Raw genomic sequence first — 21,445 nt, 5'->3', positions numbered from 1 at the left:
TTTGAACGGGAGGGTTTATGAGGATCAGTGGTTGTTTTTCCCGGCTAAATCATAGTCGAAGAAGGGGCACCAGTTGTCGAGGCGGTGGTTTTCCCCATCTATGGTTGCTGTTACCGTGTTGCCCTGGGAGTCCCGCAGACAACCCCGGGCGCCTGTCCGGGGTCCGGAGGGAAGTTTGGCATTCAGAGTCATGCCATATCTGATATGTGCTTTGGACGGGTTGTCCGCTGTCGTGATACAGATGACGCCGGGGCTGGTTACTTCTACGGAAGAAATTGTTTTTTCCGTGCCGTCTTCGCCGATGAGGGAGAATCCGTAGTTGCCGGGATCGGAAATGGTTTCGGTATCCAGGACGAGAGGTGCAACAGGAGTATGGAATTTCACGTAAATCGCCCACTGCGTACCGCGTTTGACGATTTTATGGGAGACGGGGTGGATAGGAAGCCATTTTTTCCCGTCGGCCAGCACTTGTTTTATGACGTATCCGATATGGGCTCCGTACAACTTGGACATGGGCGCCGTCAAGTGAACTCCGTCGCTGTATGTCAGATGGTACATGGGGGTTGTCATGATGTAGCGGCTCTCCGGATCCAGAGCCAGTTCAAGTTGTGCAATGGCGATTGTCGCGTAGTCGGTCGGGTTTTGGGCATGGTAGTTCAAATGGGAACCGACCTGATAGCCGAAGCAGTACAAATCGTTCTTTTGCCCGGTGATTTTTTTGGCGTCTTGGTTGAGATCCCGGATCAGGGTGGTCATCTGTTGTTTGTACCAATCCTTTTCCTTTTTATCCTGCTGGTCCGTTTCTCCTTGCGTCCAGATAAAACCGGGCATGGAGAAGGTCTTCTTTTCCATGCCGGCAAGTTTCTTACCTTGCTCCAGGTCATCCAGAATATTTTGATAGGGGCCTGTGCCCTTGACGAGTGCCGTGATGCTGACTCCGCCGATTCCATTGGCTGCACCAAGAATCTGAGTTTTTCCTGCCAATGGAGAGTTGCTGATTTTGAGAAAACGAATGAAAAATTCTGCGGCGCCGGAGACGGGCGTTTCTCCTCTGGGGCCGTTGGGAGGCGAAGTACTTTCTACCAGAGGCACGAAGCGGCTTTTGTCGTTACCGGTTTCGTAGGGGCGAACGCCGCCTGCGAACATGATGTTCTTAAACGGTTGCTCTGTTGAAACGACAGGATTGGCCGTCCAACCGACAGAGAGAGATTGTCCGACGGATGGAATGTAATTAATGTCGGTTAGCGGTGTTGGGGCGGACTGGGCATGGTGGGAAAATCCCATCATTGCCAGAAGAGCCAGGGAGGAAAAATAACGCGGGAATCTTGCGAAATTCATGATATCTGAGGATTAATGAGAAAAAGGCACTGCAAAAACCCGAGGATTTTTGCAGTGCCGGAGAGAGGAGATGCATTATAGGCGGAAGAATTACTTCTTCCAGGAGTAAACGTTGTCTTCCGTGAATTCGGGTTCGAGGATCTTATGGTCAAGCTGGCTTCCCATGCCGTCGGGTCCGGTACCGTACACGATCACGCGAGAGAAGATCGGGCGTTCTTTCTTGCTGGTCGGATCCTGGATTTCTTCGTCTCCATCGGCATCAAGCACGACATAGTAGGGTTTGCCCCATGGATCGTACAGCCCTGCATCTCTGCCATTCATGAAAATGCCGCCTTTCGGATTGTCGACGATGGCTCCGCTGACGTATTTTTTGCGGGTACGGTTGACGCGGTCCAATTCGGGGCCTTTCTCGCGGTCGATCAGGATGGTGATCAGGCGGGAGGGATCCTCGACGCTTGTCGTGATGCATTTGTCCTTGTCCATGCGCACGACGGAATCGACCGGCAGTACGCCCTGATGGTCGGCGATAAAATTGTTGATGGCCAGAGCAAGGTCGGCGCAATCTTTTTGGGACTGGCGTTCGCGAGCTGTATTCATCGCCTTCTGAGCGGTGACGAATGCAACACCGGCCAAGGCGACGATGATGGAAATGACAACCAGCAATTCAACGAGGGTGAATCCTTTCCTGCGCAGTGATATGGGGGAGAGTTTCATATTTCTATCAAGAGTAATCAATTTGGCTTTCAGAGCAAGACGAAAGGCTTATCGGAACAAATTTTATTGATCCTCCTTTTCGAAGAGATTTCTGACGACGGCGAAGTCCACCCACTGTTTGTCCCGGTCGACTTTGACGGGGATGACCGGCAGGATGCGTCCTGGCTGGAGGGAACTTCCTTTCGAGCGTGACCAACGGTCTGCAAAACTCTCGTATCTCCAGTTGCCTTTGGGGAAGGAGTCCGGCTTGACAAGCCCCTTGATCTGCAGGCGGGGGATTTCCACGAGGAGTCCGAAATGGCGTACTTCCGAAATGATGGCCCTGTGGACTTCGGGAGTTTGGGCGTGAGTCTGTTCTTCCAGCCATTCCATGAGCTTGATCATGTTGGATTCCTTTTCGGCCGAGGCAGAGACGCGTTCCGTGTCGGAAATATGATCCGCGATTTCCTGGAGCCTGGCAACGGAACCGGCTCCGCGTGAGGCATTGGCGGGAGGGTTATCAAGCAAGGCGTTCAGGGAACGATGGACAACCAGGTCGGCGTACCGGCGAATGGGGCTGGTGAAATGGCAGTAATTGGTCTTGGAAAGTCCGTAGTGTCCCAGAGGCGATGTGTCGTATCGGGCCCTCATCAAGCTTTTGAGCAGGGATATTTTCATGATTTGCTCGTCGGGAGATCCCTTGATGGAGGCTAGCAGGGTCATCAGGTTTTTCTTATTCGTCAGATCATGAACCGTGTGCCCGTAGACTTTGCAGAGTTCACCGAAAGCATTGAGCTTGGCTTCGTCCGGATCCTCATGGACACGGTAGATCGTGGGACGGTTTTTGTTTTTCAGAGCTTCGGCTACGGCTTCGTTGGCTGCCAGCATGCATTCTTCAATCATCTGGTGGCTTTCGTCATATTCTTCCGAGACGATTTTGACGGCTTTACCCTGGGCATCCAGCAGAACGCGTACTTCGGGGAAATCCAGATCCAGAGCTCCGTTTGCAAAACGCTTGCGGCGGAGCAGGGAAGCAAGATCCCATGCGTCCTTCAGCATGCGGCTTAAATCGTCTTTTCCCTTGCCGTTCATGAGTTGATAGGCTTCGGGGTAGGTCATTTGCCGTTCGTTGCGGATATAGGCGTCCGCGAATTTCGTTTTAATACGTTCTCCCTTGGTGTTGAAGCGCATGACGCAGACCTTGGTCAGGCGGATGACGCCTGCTCTAAGACTGCACAAATCATCGCACAGGCGTGGGGGGAGCATGGGAATAACCCTGTCGGGGAGGTAGGTGGAGTTTCCTCTCTTCATGGCCTCTTCGTCCAAAGGGGAACCGATGGCAACGTAATGGGAAACGTCTGCGATGTGGACGGCTAGTTCCCATCCGTCTGCATCGCGGGTGACGTGGATGGCATCGTCGAAGTCGCGGGCTCCTTCGGGGTCAATAGTCATGACGGGGCGGTCCGTCCAGTCTTCTCTCCGAGCCAGTTCCTGTTGGTCGAGATCTTCAGTCAGTTCCTCGGTATTGTGGATGACATCCTGCGGGAACTGGCGAGGGAGCTGGTATTTGCGGATGACGGCTTCCATATCCACATGAGGGTCTTTCGGATAGCCCAGAACCTCCAGAACGGTACCGCGGGACGGAATTCTGCCTTCTCCCCATGAGACGGGTGAAACTGTAACCAGCATGCCGGATTCGATGGGCTGTTTCGGTTTCTCCGTCAACTCAATGTATTCCGGTGACGAGATGCCGTCTCCGAAGACCTTGCCGAAGGAGCGGGTCGGCCTGAAGTTTCCCACCCAGACCTGTGTCCTGCGTGCCAGGATATTCTCGACGCGGACTTTGATCTGGAATTCTTCCAGGCTGGAGGGACGTCCCTTGCGATGTTTTTTCCATCCTTTGGGGAGGGAACGCTGCAGGGAAACTGCGACACGGTCTCCGTCCATGGCCGTATTCAAACGATTGGGCTGGATGATGATTTCCGGGATGGATTCCGTATCCCATCCGTATTCACGGGCAACGGCATCGCCCTTGTCGGGGATGAAGAGGCATTTTCCGGATTTTAAGCGCCTGATACGTCCGGTGACCAGATCATGGTTGACGACTTTCAGGGCAAAACGGCCTTTTTTCAGACGGACGACAGAATGGTCTCGCTCCAATTCGTCCATGAGGATGCGGAGAGATGATCTGTCACTGCCTTGCAAGTCCAGCTTCCGGGATAATTCCGATTTATTGAGCGGTTCATAGTCCGCTCGCCCCATTAGTTCGAGCACTTGTGCCCGGAGGTTTCCGTTCATACGAAACCTAGATTAGCACAAAAGCCGGAAACCGCCACGTAATTTTCCCGGACATAACGAGGAGATTCCCGGAAAGAAAATATGTCCGGGGAGGAGGCGAAGGCAATTATTCTTCGTCCCGGCCTTTGGCTGCGAGTTCCTGTCTGGAATTGGGCAGGGGCATGCTATTGACATCACCCCATTTTCCGCGTTCGATCATTTTCATGAGTCCGGTAACGTGCGATGTCCACTTGCTGCTGACGTTGGGAGCGTATCGACGGCTGATCCTGGCAATACTGACAAGCCCCTTTTGTTGATACACTTTGAGGATGTATCCGAGGGAGTCGATGCTTTCGTCAATGTCGTGGAAGCGTTTCAGTCCACGACCGTCCATAATGCCGGCCACATTGTTTTTTTTGCGGTAGGCATTGGATTTCCCATGGTTGGTTTCAAATCTGATGATAGCTTCCATCAGGACCGGATCCACCGCGTATTTGTTTGCGGTTTCGTGGATGGCGGGACGAATATCAGTAATCGCATCAGCAAAACAGAATGTCGTCAGAAATACGCATAAAGCTATGATTCTGAAAGGCATGGCCGGGCTTGTATGAAAATTGGTGACGCATAACAAGCTTTTTTTTTGAAATGGGCCGGGACAGACTCCCGTAAATTCCGTACTTTGCAACTCGTAGAAGAGCAATCTATGCCCAGGAAAAACGCATTCGAGATTCCCCTCATGAAAATCAAATTGACACCCCTTATCCTTGTAACGACCGCCCTTGGCATGGCCCATGGCCAGGAGGGGCAATTTCCCTCCGTTTACCCGGCTCCCGTTTCTGGGCAGCGTCTCTCTCCTCCTATTGCTGCGGCTCCTTCTTTGAATGGTGCCAAAGTGTATGGAGCAAGGCCGGGATCCGAGATGTTGTATAAGGTTGCTGTTTCCGGAGAACGTCCCATGAAAATTGTAGCTCATGGATTGCCTAATGGATTGAAAATAAGCGAATCCGGTGTAATATCCGGAAGGGTGGCGCGAGCGGGTTCCTATCCTGTCCGTATTGTAGCTGAGAATGCTGCCGGGCGTACTGAAGGTACGGTGACTATTAAGGTCGGGGAAGACCTTTGCCTGACTCCTCCTATGGGATGGAATAGCTGGTATTCATACAGTGAAGCGGTTAGCCAGGATGCCATTGAAAAAGTAGCCCGGTTGTTCCATGATAAGGGGCTTGTTGAACACGGTTGGAGTTATGTGAATATCGACGACTGCTGGCAAGGTCGGCGAGGGGGGGATTTGTTTGCGATCCAACCCAATAAAAAATTCCGTGACATGAAGGCCATGTGCGACACTTTGCATGGTTTGGGTCTGAAAGTCGGCATCTATTCTTCCCCGTGGATGGGTACTTATGCCGGATTTACCGGAGGGAGCGCTCCCAACGCCAAGGCGGACTTTACGGGGCTTGCCCTTCCGGAGAAAGACTGGTTGCAGGAAGGACAGATCTTTGGTCGTTATCCCGGTTTGCACAAGCAAAAGGTGGATCGTGTGGGACCGGTATGGATGTTCGACAAAGATGCCAAACAGTGGGCCCGATGGGGATTCGATTACGTAAAAGTAGACTGGAATCCCAACGACGTGCCGACAACGAAACGTATCGACAAGGATCTGAGAGCTTCCGGGCGCGACATTGTCCTGAGTCTTTCCAATGCCGCTCCGTTTGAAAACATGGAAGGACTTAGCGTTCACTCCAACCTCTGGAGAACGACCGGTGATATCCAGGATAATTGGGGGAGTATTTCCCGGATTGGTTTTTCCCAGGACAAGTGGCAGAAATATACGCGACCCGGCCATTGGAATGATCCGGACATGCTCCAGATTGGGAAAATCGGTCAGCCCAACCGCCCCAATGTGACATTTAAACAAACGGGACTGACTCCCGATGAGGAATATTTGCAGGTGTCTCTGTGGTGCCTGTTGTCGGCTCCTCTGATTATCTCATGTGATTTGGAGAACATCGATGATTTTACGATGGGCTTGATAACCAACGATGAGATCATTGCCGTTAATCAGGATCCTGCCGCAAAACCGGCTGCGAAGGCATGGAGCGAAGGACCGTTTCAGGTATGGACGAAGGAATTGGAGGACGGTACGCTGGCTGCCGGATTTTTCAATACCGGCAATGAAAAAGCTGTTTGTACGGTCGATTTGTCATCCTTGGGACTCAAGGGCCCTCAGCATGTGCGCGATTTGTGGAAACGCGAGTCCGTCGGCAAGGCCGAAGGAAAGATTGCCGTGGAATTGAATCCACACGGAGTCACGATGTTCCGGTTCAAGGCTGCCAAGTGAGTTCTCCGATCTCGGGAATTTCCTCGTCAACAAACCGGCGGGCTGCGAGTGAAGCGGTTCGCCGGTTCGGCAATGCGGGCAGGGGGGAATAAGAGGCAGTCGGGAGTTGTGTTCCTTGCGGGATAGCCGGGAAGGGTGACAGGCGGCATGAAGACTTCTCCCATGAAGACGTTTTTTATCTTTTCTGCGGAGAGGATTTACGGCACAAATCGTTTCGTTATGTGGAAAGGCCGATTTTCTCAACCCACCGCCGATTTAGTTCTCCGCTATGGAGAATCCGTATCCTATGATTGGAGATTGTACAGGCATGATATTGCCGGATCCATCGCTCATGCCCGAGCCCAGTTGAAGGCCGGATTGCTGACGGAGGATGAATTTGCCGCGATTCAATCCGGGCTGGAAGGGATTTTGTCTGATATCGAAGCGGGTCATTTTACGTGGAGCCAGGAGCTTGAAGATGTTCACATGAACATTGAGAGCGAGTTGACCCGCCGCATCGGAGCTCCCGGCGCCAAGCTGCATACCGCCCGTTCTCGCAATGATCAGGTTGCCACGGATACGCGCCTTTACTGTCGCGATGCCGTAACGTCCGTTATCGGCAAGGTACGCGGCTTGCAACGGGCTCTGCTGGCCAAAGCCCGTGAATATGCCGATGACATGATGCCCGGCTATACCCATCTTCAGCGTGCCCAGCCCGTTACATTTGGTCACCATTTGCTTGCCTATGTAGAAATGTTTGACCGCGATGTGGAACGTCTGGAGTCCTGCCGTGAACGCCTGAATGTTTCCCCTCTCGGTTCCGGTGCTATTGCCGGATCGACGATCTGCCTTGACCGTGAATCGATTGCTCAGGAGCTCGGCTTTAACGGCGTGACCCAAAATTCCATGGATGCCATTGCCGACAGGGACTATATCATGGAATTCCTTTTTGACTTGGCCCTAATCGGCACGCATCTATCCCGCATGAGCGAGGATATGATCCTCTGGTGTTCGTCCGAGTTCGGCTTCATTACCTTGGATGATGCCCATACGACCGGCTCTTCCCTCATGCCGCAGAAAAAGAATCCTGATGTGTGTGAACTGACTCGCGGTAAAACGGGACGCCTCTACGGGAACCTGACCTCTGTCATGGTGGCCGTCAAGGGGCTTCCTCTGACGTATAACCGGGACCTGCAGGAAGACAAGGAACCCCTTTTCGATTCGATCGATACGGTAGAACTGGCCTTGGACGTCAACGCCGAAATGGTCTCCGGACTCATCTTCAACCGTGAACGTGCCATGCAGGCTGCTTCCGATCCGATGCTGCTGGCAACCGATTTGGCCGACTACCTTGTCCGCAAGGGAGTGCCTTTTCGTCAAGCCCACGAATTGGTCGGCAAAGCCGTGGCCATGAGCGTTGCTTCCGGAACGCCCCTGAACCGGTTGACCGACGAACAGTTCGCGTCCATTTCCGAAGCGTATGGAGCCGATGCCCGCGATGTCTTCCAATTGGAGCGTGCCTTTTCCCTGAGAAAGAACCCGGGAGCTCCCAATCCTGAGCATACGGCACGCAGGATTGCTTATTGGGAACAGAAATTTGCCTGAGCATCGAATTTTTTCGGTTTCCTCCCGGATTTATGACTTGAAGGAAATGCGGGGGCGGTCTAATTTGCCGCCTCCGCGTTTTTTTTACTTTTTCCTGCAATGCTTAAGCCTGTTATTCTCTCCTGTCTCAAGACCTATGACAAGAAGACGTTTCTTGCCGATCTTTTTGCCGGTCTGACCGTTGGCGTTGTCGCACTGCCCCTGGCGATGGCATTCGCCATTGCTTGCGGCATGGACCCTGCCAAGGGTTTGATTACTGCCATTGTCGCGGGGTTCCTGATTTCCCTGTTCGGGGGAAGCCGTTTCCAGATTGGCGGGCCTACGGGCGCCTTTGTCGTCATCATCATGGGAATTGTAGCCAGTTACGGAGTTGGCGGGTTGCTGATCTGCACGCTGATGGCCGGTGTTTTCCTGATCATCATGGGAGTATGCCGCATGGGAGCTTTGATCCGGTTCATTCCATTTCCGGTGACGACCGGTTTTACGTCCGGGATTGCCATGGTGATTTTCTCAACCCAGGTTAAGGATATGCTGGGACTGAGTATTCCCGGGGAAATTCCCGGCGGTTTCATTGAAAAGTGGGCATGCTACCTGCAATATGCCGGTACGGTCAATTGGGCGGCTTTGGCTCTATGCGTCGGTACGGTAGCGGTGATCCTTATTTGCAAGCGGCTGAGTTCCAAATTACCGGCGATGTTGATAGCGATGCTTGTTATGACCGGTGTGTCGCTCGTATGTTCCCTGCCGGTTGAGACGATTGGGGATCGTTTTCCCAGTCTTCCCAATGCCCTGCCCATGCCTTCTCTTCCTTCCATGGAATGGGCGTCCCTGCAGGGGCTCGTGATGCCGGCGTTTACAATTGCCTTGCTGGCGGCTATTGAATCATTGCTGAGCGCATCCGTTGCGGACGGAATGACCAGTACTCGTCATAAACCTAATGCGGAACTAGTGGCTCAGGGAATTGGCAACATCGGTTCCGCTCTCTTCATGGGTATTCCCGCAACGGGAGCGATTGCCCGTACGGCTACTAATGTCAAATCGGGAGCGAAGACTCCTGTTGCCGGTATGATCCATGCCCTGGTTCTTCTGGCGATCCTCATGGCGTTTTCCCAATACGCCAAGATGATTCCCTTTGCGGTATTGGCGGGTATTTTGTCCGTGGTCTGCTACAATATGAGCGAGATTCATGTATTTGCCCGCCTGGCCCGCGGCCCGCGGCCCGATGCCGCCGTTCTGGTGATCACGTTTGCTTTGACCGTGCTGGTGGATTTGGTCGTTGCCGTGGAAGTGGGGGTGGTTCTGGCCGCTTTGCTCTTTATCGGCCGCATGGCCCAGATCAGCAATGTCTGCCCGATTACGGGACAGATTACCTTTGGTGCCGATGATCCCGAGGATGATTCACGTTCCATTGAAAAGAAGACGGTGCCGCCTCAAGTGGAGGTGTTCGATATCCAGGGGCCTTTCTTCTTCGGCGCAGTCGATCAATTCAAGGAACAGGTACTGGGTTCCCTTGATCACGACATCAAAATTGTCATCCTCCGCATGAGGCTTGTTCCGGCTCTTGATGCAACGGGGCTGAATGTGCTCGGAGACTTCTTCCAGCGTTGCCGGGAAAGGCGAATCGTCCTCCTTCTGTGCGGTGTCCAGACACAGCCTTTGGATGTCATCCGTCATGCCCCGTTCTATCGCCGTCTGAAGAGCTATAATATCTGCTCCAATATCGATGCCGCCCTTGTACGGGCCAATGCCATTCTTGACGAACTTCCGGATCCCGTTCATGAAGAACCTGTCGGGGAGTTTCGCAAAAGGGAGGAAGGCTGATTCCGGAGACTTACCCAAGGTCGATTCCGAACAACGATGACAGATCCTTGCCTTTCAGGCGGTTTTTTTCGGTTTCCGAATCCGGTATCATACTTTCCGGAGATGAAGTGGGCAGCAGATTTTCCGGACGGATTCCCCGCAGGGTAAATAAGAGCTCTGGAGTATCGTCCAGAAGAACGCCGACGGCATACAGGGCCGCCGCCGCGTGTTTGCACAGATCGGCCCAGTCGGGACAGGTGCAGGACATTTTCCAGTCTTCGGGATTGGGGAGAATTCCCGAATCGGGGTCGCAGAGGATTGTAAGAAGTTCTGGCCCGGTTTCTCCTTTCAGCAGGTCGATCCACGAGGACAGGCGTCCTGCGCATGCTTCCCTGAGCTTTTCGATTTCATCGGCGTCGAGCGGGCGGATGCCGATGGTAACTTCGTAGGCGCTTTCTCCTGCTACAATCGCTTCGATAGAACCTTTTCCGATGCGGAGATCCAGAACGCATCCGCACCGCAGATAAGTTCTGCCGGGAGCCAGGCGCATGCCGTAGGTCTCGCTAAGGGCAAGGTGTTTCATCCATTGTCTGCCCCAGAAGTTGCGGGTCAGATTGCGTCCCGAGGCGCGGACGGGACGGAGCTCCCTGGTGCCGTCGTCCAAAAGACGGAGCATTTCCGCAGCCCACTCCTTGAGTTGGGACGTATTGGCGGGTTTTTCATCGTCGTCGCAAAAGCTGCACATGGGCGTATTGTCCTTGCCCCCTATGATAACGGTAAACGTATGGCTGAGCAAGCATGGCGTTGGCGCGGGTTGACGAGTTGCCGTGTCTATGGCATGCAAGAGCACATGTTGCAGGTATTCTTCTTGCTGCTGAGCGGAATTGTTTTTTTGGTGTTGATGTCCTTGCGCTATGGCAAGGCCAGGAGTCCCTTGTTTTCGTATGGGGAACGTCCTTTGCCTGGATTCCCCGGCCCGGTCGGCCTAGTTCACCGCCTGGACGGTGTGGGGAGGAAGCAGCGCCAGATTGTCCCCGGGCGCCATCCCTCCTACAACGGCAAGGATGGCAGCATGGTTTTACCCGTTCAGTGGGAAGAAAAAGTTACAACCGGGCGCATGGCCTGCGTCGCCCATACATGGGCTCTTGCCATAATGGCGGAAGAAGATCCCTCCGGCGACAAAAACCGTACCCAGTCTATTAACCGTTCCAGAATGATCCCGTTTTTTGTGGCTTTGATTGCCCTGGCCCTTATTTTTACAAAGCGTGCGGACGTCATGCTGGTTTCTTCCCTGGCCGTTTTTACTTGGGCATTCCTCACTTTTGCTGCTGTTCCGACTCAAATGCGGGAGAAAAAAGCAGCGGATATTGCCCGCAAAGGGTTGCGGGAGGCTGGAATGTGGCCTCAGCTCTCCGAAGATGCCTATGCACTGGACGCCTGCCTTGATGCCATGGCCTGGAGTCGTGTGGCAGGATTTCCCCGCATCCTGCCACGATGACGGCGGGTGGGCTTTACGCTTGGAGTTCCGTGGATGACAGGGCTTCGAATCTTGCCAGAATCCAGAGAAGATCCGAAAGGCGGTTGAGGAAAAGAGCCGAATCGACATTGCTCAGATCCCCGCTCATCCTGAGGCCGACGACGCGGCGTTCCGCCCGTCGGCAAACGGTGCGAGCCCAGTCCAGATGGGCGGAACCTGAGTTGCCTTCCTTGCCGGGACGAGCCCAACCCTTAAAACGGATATCACAGTCTTTTTCCAGATTCTTGGAGGTTGATTCCACCCAGGTGACATCTTCCGGCTTGATGCGGGCGTAGCCTTTTTCATCGTATTTGGGAAGGTCTTCTTCCAATGTGGCCAACTCTCCCATGAGCCCGACGAGGCGTTGCTGGACGCCGTCGAGTATGTCGGTGGTCGCTGTGGAGATGCCCGAATGGCGGACGACCCCCAGGACGGCATTGAGTTCATCCACTGTTCCGTACGTTTCAATACGGGGGGCTGTCTTGGAACTTCTCTTGCCGAACATGAGGTCGGTTTGACCATCGTCTCCTCTTTTGGTAATAACGCTCATGAATCCCCCTATAACACGCATCCATGAAGTTGGCACGATTAAATAATGTCCCCGAGGTTTTTCACTCTCTACAAGGAGAAGGGGCATCCATCGGTATGCCTGCCGTCTTTGTCCGCCTGGCCGGCTGCAACCTTGCCTGCTCGTGGTGCGATACGGCTTATTCATGGGACGGCAGTGTCCGTGCCGTGGAAATGGAGCCGTGCGATGTTGCCGAACTTGTGCTTCGCTTTCCATGCCGCCGTCTTGTTCTGACGGGAGGGGAACCTCTGGTTCAACAGAAGGAATTGCCTGATTTTCTGGAGCTTCTCCCGAACCATATGATGGAGGTGGAAACCAATGGAACCATCATACCCGATGCGGCGGTTGCTCGCCGGATTTCACAGTTCAACGTATCGCCCAAATTGGCGCATGCGGGTAATGCTCGGTCATTGAATCCGGCGGTATTATCATGGTTCGCCAATGAGGCCGGAGAAAAATCGTGGTTTAAATTCGTCGTCGAATCCGAGCGTGATATCAAGGATGTCGAGTTTCTCATAGAGACATGCGGTGTGGAGCGTTCCCGAGTCATTGTGATGCCTCAGGCCGGCAGTCTGGCGTGTCTGGAAGGAGTCCGGCGCAACGTGGCGGAATTGTGCATTCGGAGGGGATTCCGTTTTTCCGACCGCCTGCACATGACCCTGTGGGGGGATAAGAAAGGTGTGTGAAAGAACAATCCCCGGCAAACCCGGAACGGGCTGCTGGGGATTGCTGGAAGTCGTGACGGGAGCCTGTCTCAGGCCTTTTTGAGGACTTCGCGGCGCTTTTTAACGGCGTCGGCGAGGACTTCGAGTACATTCACCGTGGTATCCCAGTTAATGCACTGGTCGGTGACGCTTTTCCCGTATTCCATATCGCAGCTGATCTTTTGGGCGCCCTCGACAAGAAAGCTTTCGATCATGACCGAACAGATCTCCGGATTGCCGTTTGCGATTTGATTGGCGATTTCTTCGGCGACGACGGGCTGGTTGCGATAATCCTTCTTGCTGTTGCCATGGGAAAGATCAACCATAATGCGGTTTTCGATACCGGCCTTGCGGAGTTTTTCGGTCGCTTCGCGGATGTGTTCCGGTGAGTAGTTTGGTCCTTCCGTAGAACCGCGGAGGATGAGGTGGCAGGATTTATTGCCGGCGGTGGATACGATGGCGGACACTCCCTGCTTGGTCACGGAAAGGAAACAGTGCGGACAAGATGCAGAAATGATCGCGTCGATGGCGATTTGCAGGCAACCGCTCGTTCCGTTCTTGAATCCGACGGGCATGGACAGTCCGGAGGCCAGTTCGCGGTGGACCTGGCTTTCCGTCGTACGAGCTCCGATAGCCCCCCACGTGATCAGGTCGGCAATGTACTGCGGTGTGATCGTGTCGAGGAATTCCGTAGCGGCGGGTACGCCGAGGTCGGCGATGCGGAGCAGGAGGCCGCGAGCCATGTGCAGGCCGCGGTTGATGTCGTAGGATTCGTTGAGGAAGGGGTCGTTGATCAGGCCTTTCCAGCCTACGGTGGTACGCGGTTTTTCAAAATAGACGCGCATGACGATGGACAACTCGTCTTTAAATCGCGTCATTTGTTCATGGAGGCGGGTTGCATATTCGACTGCAGCTTCCGGATCATGGATGGAGCAGGGGCCAACGATGACGAGCAATCTGTCATCCTTGCCTTCGATAATGTCATCTGCCGTCTTGCGCGCTTCCGAGATCATTTGAGTGATCGCCGGTGTCGCCGGATAGTCCTTGATGAGGATTGCCGGGGAGATAAGCGGTTCGATATCGGTGATGCGGACGTCGTCTGTCTTGAACCAGTTCATGTACGGAATCTATTGAGCGTTTTTTAGAGCCCGATGAAAAGGAAAAACACCGTATGCAGACGGTGAAACAGGATATTTGACAGAAATTCATGTCACATTCAAGCAATTAGGGGCTTGCCAACGGATGCGGGATTGTTTTATATAGCTTGCCCGATTAAGAGGGTAGCCCCTTATAGACACGTCTCATGAAAGTAGAACTGGTAGAGAAAGCCGCCAAGATAATTAAGGATTCCCAGATTTTGGTCAACATTGTTTCCAAGCGTGTTGATCAGTTGAATAAAGGCCGTGCTCCCTTGATCCCGACCACTCCGCACATGGGCGCCGCCGATATTGCCCTGACTGAAATCATCGAAGGCAAGCTGGTGTACGAAGAAACCGAGCAAGTGGGATAGTCCGCGTGGCCTGGTAATTCGTCGGACAACGAGAAACAAACCGGAGGCAGCCTCCCTTGCTTCCTCCGAGGTGATCAACAAGCCTCCTCTTTGACAAGTAGAGGCTTTTTTCCTCTCCCCATGAAAGACAAGAAGACAAGTTCCGAAATTTCCACCAATAAAAAAGCTCGCCGGGATTTTGAAATTCTGGAGAAGCATGAATGCGGCATCGAATTGAAGGGTACGGAGGTTAAATCCATCCGCGCCGGCAAAGTCAATTTGTCCGATTCCTTTGCCCGAGTGGAACGAGGGCAGCTTCTGTTGTACGGGTGTGATATTCAACCTTGGGAGACGGCCGGCGCTTTCTTCCAGCATGAAGCCAAACGCCCTCGCCGTCTCCTCATGCACAAAAGGGAAATCTTCAAGCTGGAACAATTTCTCGCCCAGAAGGGCTGTTCCCTCCCGGCTCTGCGCTTGTACTGGAAATCAGGCAAGGTTAAGTTGGAACTTGGCGTCGGCAAGGGCAAAACACATCAGGATCAGCGCTACGACCTTAAGGCTCGTGTAGAAATGCGCGAAGCTCAACGGGAAGTCTCCCGCTTCAACAGACGGTAAGGCGAAAGTTGCTCCGGGCAGATTCCTCATGTCCGCTCCATTTGTTCAGCGAGCCCAATCGACGGCGATTTCGGCGATGCCTCCTTTTTTGTCGTCGTACTTGACGTGGCCGTGTTCAATTCCGTAGCGATGGACGTCGCGAGTGACTTTGACGTCAAAACAGCAGTATTTTGCGATTTCCATGAGAAGATCCTCATTGCCGGTTTTGGCGTATTCCGCCCACCATTTGAGCGCCTGGGTTCCGACGGCTGTTTTGGAGTTGCCGAGTGAAGTTCCGGCAATTGAGTCGAGCTTGAGCCGGAATCCGTAACGGTCTTCGATGTCCTTGCAGAGGTCGAGGTTGCGGGTCGTGTCGGCCATGCTCCACATATCGTAGCGTTGGAGGACACCATAGTCGAAATGGAGGTGGTTGTAGCCGACGACGAGGTCTGCCTTGCGGAGCTGGTCGATGAGTTCCATGACTTCTTCTTCGCGATAGATCTTGTATTCGTCCAGCAGGGTGGAGTAGGTGACTCCGACGGACATGCGCATTTCCGCGGTATTATGCCAGCCTCCTACTTCGGCGGCAGAGTGGCGCGTTTCCAAGTCAAAGTAAACGATGTCCTTCATGCCTTGTCAGATTAGCCGAGATCGGGGATAGGCTCAAGTCCCACTTGCTTTCATGGTGTATTTGGGGGCATAATTCTCCCCGATCCATGACACCTGCCTTTCATCTTGTCCTGTTCCATCCGGAGATCCCGCACAATACGGGAGCTGCCGGACGCCTGGCTCTGGCTACCGGTTCCAGGCTCCATTTAATCAAGCCGCTCGGTTTTAGCCTGGATGAAAAACACATCCGGCGGACGGGGCTGGATTACTGGGCGAAGGTTGATTTGTGCGTATGGGATTCTCTGGAGGAATTGATCCGGTCCGCAGAACCGGGTTCCCGGTTTTGGTATTTGTCTACCAAGGCGAAGACATTGTATTGGGATGCCGGTTTCCAACGGGGGGATTATTTTATATTCGGGCCTGAATCCAAAGGCCTCCCGGAAAGCCTCCTGCATGAAAATGCCGCTCGTGCGTTGACTATTCCGATGCCGGGCGAGGGTTCCCGGAGTTTGAATCTTTCCACTTCCGTGGCGATTGTGCTGTACGAGGGTATGCGTGCCGTGCGTGGATAAGAGCTAGGGGAATGTCGTGGAAACCGGAAACGCTCCGGGGAAGGGTACTTCCTGCCGGAGCGTTAATCGGATAAAAACCGTGTTTTTTTTAGCGCATGTCGATAGTCGGGACGGGAATCGGTACCTTGGGGCCGACGTATGCAGTCAACGGACGGTAGATGCGGTTGTCTTCCAGTTGTTCCAGAACCTGGGCCACCCAGCCGGCGACGCGCGCAATCGCAAAAATAGCTGTAAAAAGTTTCGTTGGAACGCCGATGCTATAATAAACCGTGGCGGAATAAAAGTCGACGTTGGCATTTAAGCCTTTGCGCTCGCGAATGATTTTGGCGATTTTTTCCGACATGCGGATCCATTTGGGCTCGCCGATTTTTTCTGTCAGGCGGATAGCCATGCGGCGCAGGTGGGGAGCGCGAGGATCAAGGGTACGGTACACGCGATGTCCCATGCCCATGATCTTTTCCTTGTTGGCGAGTTTTTTTGTGATGTAGCTTTCGACATTGGCTTCTTCACCGATTTCCTTGAGCATTTCAATGACGCCTTCATTGGCTCCTCCGTGCAAGGGCCCCTTGAGGGTGCCGATGGCGGAGGTGATAGCGGAATACATGTCCGAAAGGGTGGAGATACAGACGCGCGCGGCGAAGGTGGAGGCATTCATTCCGTGGTCGGCATGCAGGATGTAGGCGACATCAAGCGTGCGGGCTTCGTCGGGATCCGGTTCCGTGCCTTTGAGAAGCCAGAGGAAGTGGGAAGCTTCGTCAAGATCCTCGCGCACGGGTGGCAGGTCGAGCCCGGCGCAGACGCGATGGTAGTAGGCGACCATGACAGGGATTTTAGCGATCAGGCTGAGTCCGATTTCTTTAACCTGGGATGGATCTTTAGTGCGGTCGTCGTACATGCCGAGCATGGATACGGCCGTTCTGAGGGCGGACATGGGACGCGCGGACTTGGTAGCTGCTTTGAAGAAGTCCAGAATAGGTTGCGGGAGTTCCCGGTCACTGCGCAGGCGCTGGCAGACATGCTTCAGTTCATCCTTGTTCGGAAGGCGTTTGTTGAGAAGCAGGAAAATGATTTCCTCGAAATGGCATAACTCAACCAAATCTTCAATATCATATCCCAAATAGAGCAGACGGCCTTCTTCGCCACGTACGTCGCTCAAAGACGATTCGTTGGCAATAACGCCTTTCAGCCCCTTGGCATATACGGGTGCATCAGTTGTGTTGTTGTCATTCATAGTTTTTAGGAATTTGCGGAGTTCCCTGTTTGCGGCTGCATAAAAGTATAATGAGAGAACAGAAGTCAAGCCTTAACTACTGCCGGGTCGCCCATGCCGGACGTTTGGCGGCGGTAATATGAGGAGGCCGTACATAAATGGGAGCCGGAGCGTGTTCCAGCAGGGCGACGCGTTCCTGGTCGTTCCGGTTGAACCATGCTTCACCGAGAATGCGGGCGGAAGGGATTTGTGCAGAGGAGCTATCCGGGAAATCCAGGGTTGCCGTGACGTCGGGATCCTCCGGAGAATAGACGGTTTCCCCCTGAGACCGCCAGCCGGGAAGGGCTAATTTCAATTCCTCGGTGTCCATGATGGCAATCTCGCCCTGTAGGCGGCGATTGCGGAAAGTGGCGACGGCCCATCCGTTGCGGCGGGCATCGGAGATGACTCGATAGTCGGATTTGCCCTCGGCGGGGATGGCTTCCCAGGAACACAGGGAAACGACCCGGCTTCCGTGGATTAGGGAAATGCCGTCTGCTGCAGCCAACGCAACGCGGATTCCTCCGTATGATCCGGGACCTGCTCCCACGACGATGGTAGAAATCCTCAATTCGCCCGGCATGCCGAGAAGTGTCTTCAAATGCGGGAAGATGCTGGACGAATGATGGCGTTCTGCAGTCCATGATCTTTCCCCGGAGAATTGTCCTCCCTTCCAAAGTGCCATGGAGGCATGGGATCCCGATGTTTCAATAGTCAGTAGATCTCCTTCCATGTGGTGCAGAGTACCCTAATTTGCCTGTAACGGGAATTAAAATATTGTTGTGGACGGGGGAAATGAATCACCCCCCCTGTCGTAAATGGAATTGACTCTTTTCTTCTTTTTCTCTACGAACTCAGGTAGTTCCCTCCATGCAGAAGCAAGCCAAGAAAAGTAATCCCTTCCCCCAAAGACAATGGAGGAAGTATGCGGATGATTCGAGGCCTCCGCTTTATCCTCCTGTTTTGGAAATGCTTTCACAGTGCAATCGGAGGGCTAAAGCGGTTTCCTACAAGGCCCGGATGGCTTCGACCGAGTACTGGGATGATTCCTGGGATGCCGGGATGGTGGAGGATTTGGCTTTTCCGACGGGGTGGAGGAAGTGGATGCGCCGGATGATGGGGGTCTTCGTGTTTTTACCGCTGGCCATTCTATTGTCGATGACGCTTTTCGGCGAGGTGGTGAAATCCAGGACCAATGTGGACGTCTGGTTGTCGGAAGCCGTGTGGTTTTCCATCATGGGGTGCTTGGTGTGGATCGTGCTGGCGGCGATCCGCATTTGCATGTCGCCGTTTTTGTACTGGTATGTCCTGGGGCATGAACTGACGCATGCCGTAGCCGTGATCCTGAGTTTCGGCAAGGTGTCCGGGTTTCGTGCGGCACTGGATGGCGGGCATGTCCAGACGAATAAAAACAATCTTTTTATTGCCCTGTCCCCCTATTTCATTCCTTTGTGGGCGTTAGTCTGGGCCGGTATTTATGCCGTGATCAATTGGATATGGCCTCTCGACGGATGGCAGGCCCTGCTATACGGCGGCATCGGTTTCTGGTGGGCCTATCACTTGTACTGGACGAGTTGGATCATTCCCAAGGATCAGCCCGATTTAAAAGAAAACGGAACGTTTTTTTCCCTGATGATTGTTTATTTGGCCAATCTGGTGCTGCTGACAGGGATGTTGATGTTGTGCGGACTTGTTGGATTCAAGGCGTTTTGGCTCGGGCTGAAAATCAATTCCCTGGACATGTGGAATACGTTCCATGAATTGGCGGTCTGGTTTGCCGGGGTGGTGCACTGAATAATCCTTTCGGGTGCCGGGGCGTACCTGTCTTGTTGCTTTCTGTGAGGAAATGAACTCTTTTTTGTGGATATATGAAACATATTGATTAGAATACTTCCCTGTATGCGCTTCTTCCATTATTTGCTTATTGTTCCGGTTTGCCTGGCAGGATGGAGCCTTCCTGCATCGGCGAAGGCACCCAAGCCCAATATTGTTTTTATTCTTGTCGATGACATGGGGTGGGGAGATCTCGGATGTTTTTACCAGAATGACCGTCATAAAGAGCGGAAACCCGTTCTTACTACGCCCAATCTGGACAAGATGGGCAAGGAGGGTATCCAGCTCCGCCGGCACTATTCCGGCGCTCCTGTATGCGCTCCTTCCCGTGCTTCTTTGTTTTCCGGCGTTCATCAGGGGAATGCCCGCGTTGTCCGAGACAATACGTTCGACATGCCTCTGGAGAATTCCCATACGCTGGCTTCCGTGCTGAAGCAGGCCGGTTATTCGACGGCCCTGATCGGCAAATGGGGACTGGGCGGAGGCCGTGAAAGCGGCGGAGGTCCCGATGAATCGACAGCGTTTCCCACGAAGCGGGGATTTGACTACTTTTTCGGTTATCTCGACCATATTGCCGGGCATCGTCATTATCCGGCAAATGATCCGGCCGCCGGTCCCCGAGGCATCACGGCTATTTGGGACAACGACAAGATTATCACGAAAGATTGCGACAAGGCCTATTCGACGGATCTTCTGACAGCTCGTGCAAAAAAATGGATTGTGGATCATGAAAAGGAAGATCCTGGCAAGCCGTTTTTCCTGGCATTGACCTACATTGCTCCCCATGCTGCGCTGAAAGTTCCGACCAAGGCTTATCCTTCCGGGGGAGGTCTCAAGGGCGGGGTTCAGTGGATTGGCGAACCCGGACGGATTATCAACACCGCTTCCGGAGAGATTGATTCCTTCATCTATCCCCGATATAAAAGGCAGGACTGGCCCGAATTCGCCAAGCGCCATGCAACGATGATCGGCCGTATTGACGAAGGCGTGGGCGATATCCTCCACCTGCTTAAGGATCTTAAAATCGATAAAAATACTTTGGTGGTGTTCGCTTCCGACAATGGCCCCCATAATGAAGGCAGTTTCTACAAGTTCGTCCAGAATCCCTCCTTCTTCCGTTCCTATGGCCCGTTTGATGGAATCAAGCGCGACATGTGGGAAGGCGGCATGCGTGTTCCGGCTCTGGTTCGTTGGCCCGCCGCCATTCCGGCCGGACAGGTTTCCCAAAATCCGGGACAGTTCCACGACTGGATGGCTACATTTGCCGAAGTCGCCGGCGTGCCGGTTCCCGCCCGTACGGACGGCACCTCCCTGATCCCGACACTGACGGGGCATGGAGAGCGCCAGGAACCCGGTATTGTTTATTTCGAATACAATTACGGGGGAAAGACTCCTGCCTATGCCGATTTTGCCGATGAACATAAGAATGCGATTCGCGGTCAGCAGCAGGCTGTTTACATCGGCAAGTACATCGGTGTCCGTACCGGAATCAAAAATCAGTCGGACGATTTCCAAATCTTCGACACGGAAAAAGATCCCCAGGAAACGAACAATCTTGCAACGTCCCTGCCCAATGCTTCGAAGTTGCAGCAGGAGATGAAGGACAAGGTCCTCCGGGTTCGCCGCGTATACGATTATAATAATACGGTCCGGGGCAATCTTGTCCACCGTCCGTATGACAATGAACTCGTCCCGGGGGTAGAAGCTCCCGATGCCAAACCGGGTCTCGCTTTTGCATTGATCGACAGTAAACCGGCTCCTTGGGTGCCGCGCGCTCCCAAGGGGACCAAGACGGAATCCGTCAACGGATTGGTTTTTCCCGCTTCCCTGGCATCGGACAAAAAGGGATTCTCTGGGGAATGGTCCGGGTTGATCCGCATCCCGAAGGACGGAGATTACAAATTCTTCGTCAAGACGGATGCAAACTCCGGTTCCAAGGCCTTCGTTCGCCTGCATGGCAAGGACGGGATGGCTCTTGTCGATGCGGACTTTGCCTATACTCCGGGAGAAGAAGTGGATTCATCCGCCGCAATGGGCACGGATGAATGCAAACCGGCCAAGACCGGTATGACTCCCGTTCATTTGAAGGCCGGGTTGCATCCGATCACCATCGGTTACGTCCATGGCGCCGGAGAAAGCGCTCCCGTACTGGATTTCTCTTGGAAAGGTCCGCAGATCAAAAAGGCACTGGTGCCTGCCGATGCGTTCTTCCAGGTGTCGGCTCATCAGAACCGATAGGAGGCTGTTTCAACAGATCTGATTTTCAACGAGGCCGTTCCGA

At 53.6% G+C, this 21,445-nt stretch carries 21 protein-coding genes; 10 read left to right on the top strand and 11 right to left on the bottom strand.

The annotated features are described in order from the left end of the window. Positions 1–24: 24 nt before the first annotated feature. From QET40_RS12465 to QET40_RS12450, 4 genes are all read right to left on the bottom strand, one after another. Positions 25–1,338, bottom strand: a complete 1,314-nt coding sequence (locus tag QET40_RS12465) for a sialate O-acetylesterase (protein WP_280127501.1) — start codon at positions 1,336–1,338, stop codon at positions 25–27. A 90-nt stretch (positions 1,339–1,428) separates the two neighbouring features. After that, a complete protein-coding gene (locus QET40_RS12460; RefSeq protein ID WP_280127500.1) occupies positions 1,429–2,052 on the bottom strand; it encodes a prepilin-type N-terminal cleavage/methylation domain-containing protein in 624 nt (207 codons plus the stop codon). Between the two features lie 63 nt (positions 2,053–2,115). After that, positions 2,116–4,329, bottom strand: coding sequence for a VacB/RNase II family 3'-5' exoribonuclease (locus tag QET40_RS12455; RefSeq protein WP_280127499.1), 2,214 nt, complete (start codon positions 4,327–4,329; stop codon positions 2,116–2,118). Positions 4,330–4,435: 106 nt separating this feature from the next. Further along, positions 4,436–4,903, bottom strand: coding sequence for a glucosaminidase domain-containing protein (locus QET40_RS12450; RefSeq protein ID WP_280127498.1), 468 nt, complete (start codon positions 4,901–4,903; stop codon positions 4,436–4,438). 141 nt (positions 4,904–5,044) lie between these two features. On the opposite strand from QET40_RS12450, the gene QET40_RS12445 reads away from it, so the two are divergent. The 3 genes from QET40_RS12445 to QET40_RS12435 all read left to right on the top strand — a co-directional run bounded on the left by QET40_RS12445 (position 5,045) and on the right by QET40_RS12435 (position 10,051). Then, positions 5,045–6,646 (top strand): glycoside hydrolase family 27 protein, encoded by a 1,602-nt coding sequence (locus QET40_RS12445; protein ID WP_280127497.1) that lies wholly within the window; start codon positions 5,045–5,047, stop codon positions 6,644–6,646. Between the two features lie 147 nt (positions 6,647–6,793). Then, positions 6,794–8,230 carry an argininosuccinate lyase gene (gene argH / locus QET40_RS12440; protein ID WP_280127496.1) on the top strand — a complete coding sequence of 479 codons (1,437 nt, stop codon included), beginning with the start codon at positions 6,794–6,796 and terminating at the stop codon, positions 8,228–8,230. A gap of 99 nt (positions 8,231–8,329) precedes the next feature. After that, entirely contained in the window at positions 8,330–10,051 is a 1,722-nt protein-coding gene (locus QET40_RS12435; protein ID WP_280127495.1) for a SulP family inorganic anion transporter, read from the top strand. Between the two features lie 10 nt (positions 10,052–10,061). Here QET40_RS12435 and QET40_RS12430 read toward each other — a convergent pair whose 3' ends face one another. Further along, on the bottom strand, positions 10,062–10,775 hold the full coding sequence (locus tag QET40_RS12430; protein ID WP_280127494.1) for an SWIM zinc finger family protein: 714 nt from the start codon (positions 10,773–10,775) through the stop codon (positions 10,062–10,064). 39 nt (positions 10,776–10,814) lie between these two features. On the opposite strand from QET40_RS12430, the gene QET40_RS12425 reads away from it, so the two are divergent. Further along, on the top strand, positions 10,815–11,528 hold the full coding sequence (locus tag QET40_RS12425) for a hypothetical protein (RefSeq protein WP_280127493.1): 714 nt from the start codon (positions 10,815–10,817) through the stop codon (positions 11,526–11,528). A gap of 13 nt (positions 11,529–11,541) precedes the next feature. Here QET40_RS12425 and QET40_RS12420 read toward each other — a convergent pair whose 3' ends face one another. Continuing rightward, positions 11,542–12,096, bottom strand: a complete 555-nt coding sequence (locus tag QET40_RS12420) for a cob(I)yrinic acid a,c-diamide adenosyltransferase (RefSeq protein ID WP_280127492.1) — start codon at positions 12,094–12,096, stop codon at positions 11,542–11,544. A 23-nt stretch (positions 12,097–12,119) separates the two neighbouring features. Between QET40_RS12420 and QET40_RS12415 the strand changes: the two genes are divergently transcribed. After that, positions 12,120–12,800: a 7-carboxy-7-deazaguanine synthase QueE gene (locus QET40_RS12415; protein ID WP_280127491.1), complete on the top strand. Its 681-nt coding sequence runs from the start codon at positions 12,120–12,122 to the stop codon at positions 12,798–12,800. A 68-nt stretch (positions 12,801–12,868) separates the two neighbouring features. On the opposite strand, the gene QET40_RS12410 is transcribed toward QET40_RS12415, so the two are convergent. Beyond that, positions 12,869–13,936, bottom strand: a complete 1,068-nt coding sequence (locus tag QET40_RS12410) for a 3-deoxy-7-phosphoheptulonate synthase (RefSeq protein ID WP_280127490.1) — start codon at positions 13,934–13,936, stop codon at positions 12,869–12,871. A 185-nt stretch (positions 13,937–14,121) separates the two neighbouring features. Between QET40_RS12410 and QET40_RS12405 the strand changes: the two genes are divergently transcribed. Together QET40_RS12405 and smpB are read left to right on the top strand one after the other, a co-directional pair. Continuing rightward, positions 14,122–14,328, top strand: a complete 207-nt coding sequence (locus QET40_RS12405) for a DNA-directed RNA polymerase subunit omega (RefSeq protein ID WP_280127489.1) — start codon at positions 14,122–14,124, stop codon at positions 14,326–14,328. Positions 14,329–14,448: 120 nt separating this feature from the next. Then, positions 14,449–14,922, top strand: a complete 474-nt coding sequence (gene smpB / locus QET40_RS12400; protein ID WP_280127488.1) for an SsrA-binding protein SmpB — start codon at positions 14,449–14,451, stop codon at positions 14,920–14,922. A gap of 45 nt (positions 14,923–14,967) precedes the next feature. Here the strand turns inward: smpB and QET40_RS12395 are convergent, their stop codons facing one another. Further along, positions 14,968–15,531: a ribonuclease H-like domain-containing protein gene (locus tag QET40_RS12395; protein ID WP_280127487.1), complete on the bottom strand. Its 564-nt coding sequence runs from the start codon at positions 15,529–15,531 to the stop codon at positions 14,968–14,970. An 86-nt stretch (positions 15,532–15,617) separates the two neighbouring features. Between QET40_RS12395 and QET40_RS12390 the strand changes: the two genes are divergently transcribed. Continuing rightward, complete coding sequence (locus tag QET40_RS12390) at positions 15,618–16,082, top strand: tRNA (cytidine(34)-2'-O)-methyltransferase (RefSeq protein WP_280127486.1); 465 nt, start codon at positions 15,618–15,620, stop codon at positions 16,080–16,082. Positions 16,083–16,170: 88 nt separating this feature from the next. Here the strand turns inward: QET40_RS12390 and QET40_RS12385 are convergent, their stop codons facing one another. The 3 genes from QET40_RS12385 to QET40_RS12375 all read right to left on the bottom strand — a co-directional run bounded on the left by QET40_RS12385 (position 16,171) and on the right by QET40_RS12375 (position 18,614). After that, positions 16,171–17,313, bottom strand: a complete 1,143-nt coding sequence (locus QET40_RS12385; RefSeq protein ID WP_280127485.1) for a citrate/2-methylcitrate synthase — start codon at positions 17,311–17,313, stop codon at positions 16,171–16,173. 76 nt (positions 17,314–17,389) lie between these two features. Continuing rightward, on the bottom strand, positions 17,390–18,064 hold the full coding sequence (gene tsaB, locus QET40_RS12380; RefSeq protein ID WP_280127484.1) for a tRNA (adenosine(37)-N6)-threonylcarbamoyltransferase complex dimerization subunit type 1 TsaB: 675 nt from the start codon (positions 18,062–18,064) through the stop codon (positions 17,390–17,392). Between the two features lie 274 nt (positions 18,065–18,338). After that, on the bottom strand, positions 18,339–18,614 hold the full coding sequence (locus QET40_RS12375) for a hypothetical protein (protein ID WP_280127483.1): 276 nt from the start codon (positions 18,612–18,614) through the stop codon (positions 18,339–18,341). Between QET40_RS12375 and QET40_RS12370 the strand changes: the two genes are divergently transcribed. Beyond that, complete coding sequence (locus QET40_RS12370; protein WP_280127482.1) at positions 18,613–19,125, top strand: hypothetical protein; 513 nt, start codon at positions 18,613–18,615, stop codon at positions 19,123–19,125. The two genes, QET40_RS12375 and QET40_RS12370, sit on opposite strands and share 2 nt — an antisense overlap. Before the next feature lie 105 nt (positions 19,126–19,230). Then, the gene (locus QET40_RS12365; RefSeq protein WP_280127481.1) at positions 19,231–21,402 is read left to right on the top strand and encodes a sulfatase-like hydrolase/transferase; all 2,172 of its coding nucleotides are present in this window, start codon (positions 19,231–19,233) and stop codon (positions 21,400–21,402) included. Positions 21,403–21,445: the final 43 nt, after the last annotated feature.

The organism is Akkermansia sp. N21169 (assembly GCF_029854675.1).
GTDB lineage: Bacteria > Verrucomicrobiota > Verrucomicrobiia > Verrucomicrobiales > Akkermansiaceae > Akkermansia.
Note: the sequence above shows the minus strand (reverse complement) of the source record. Positions and strands in the feature narration are given on the sequence as shown.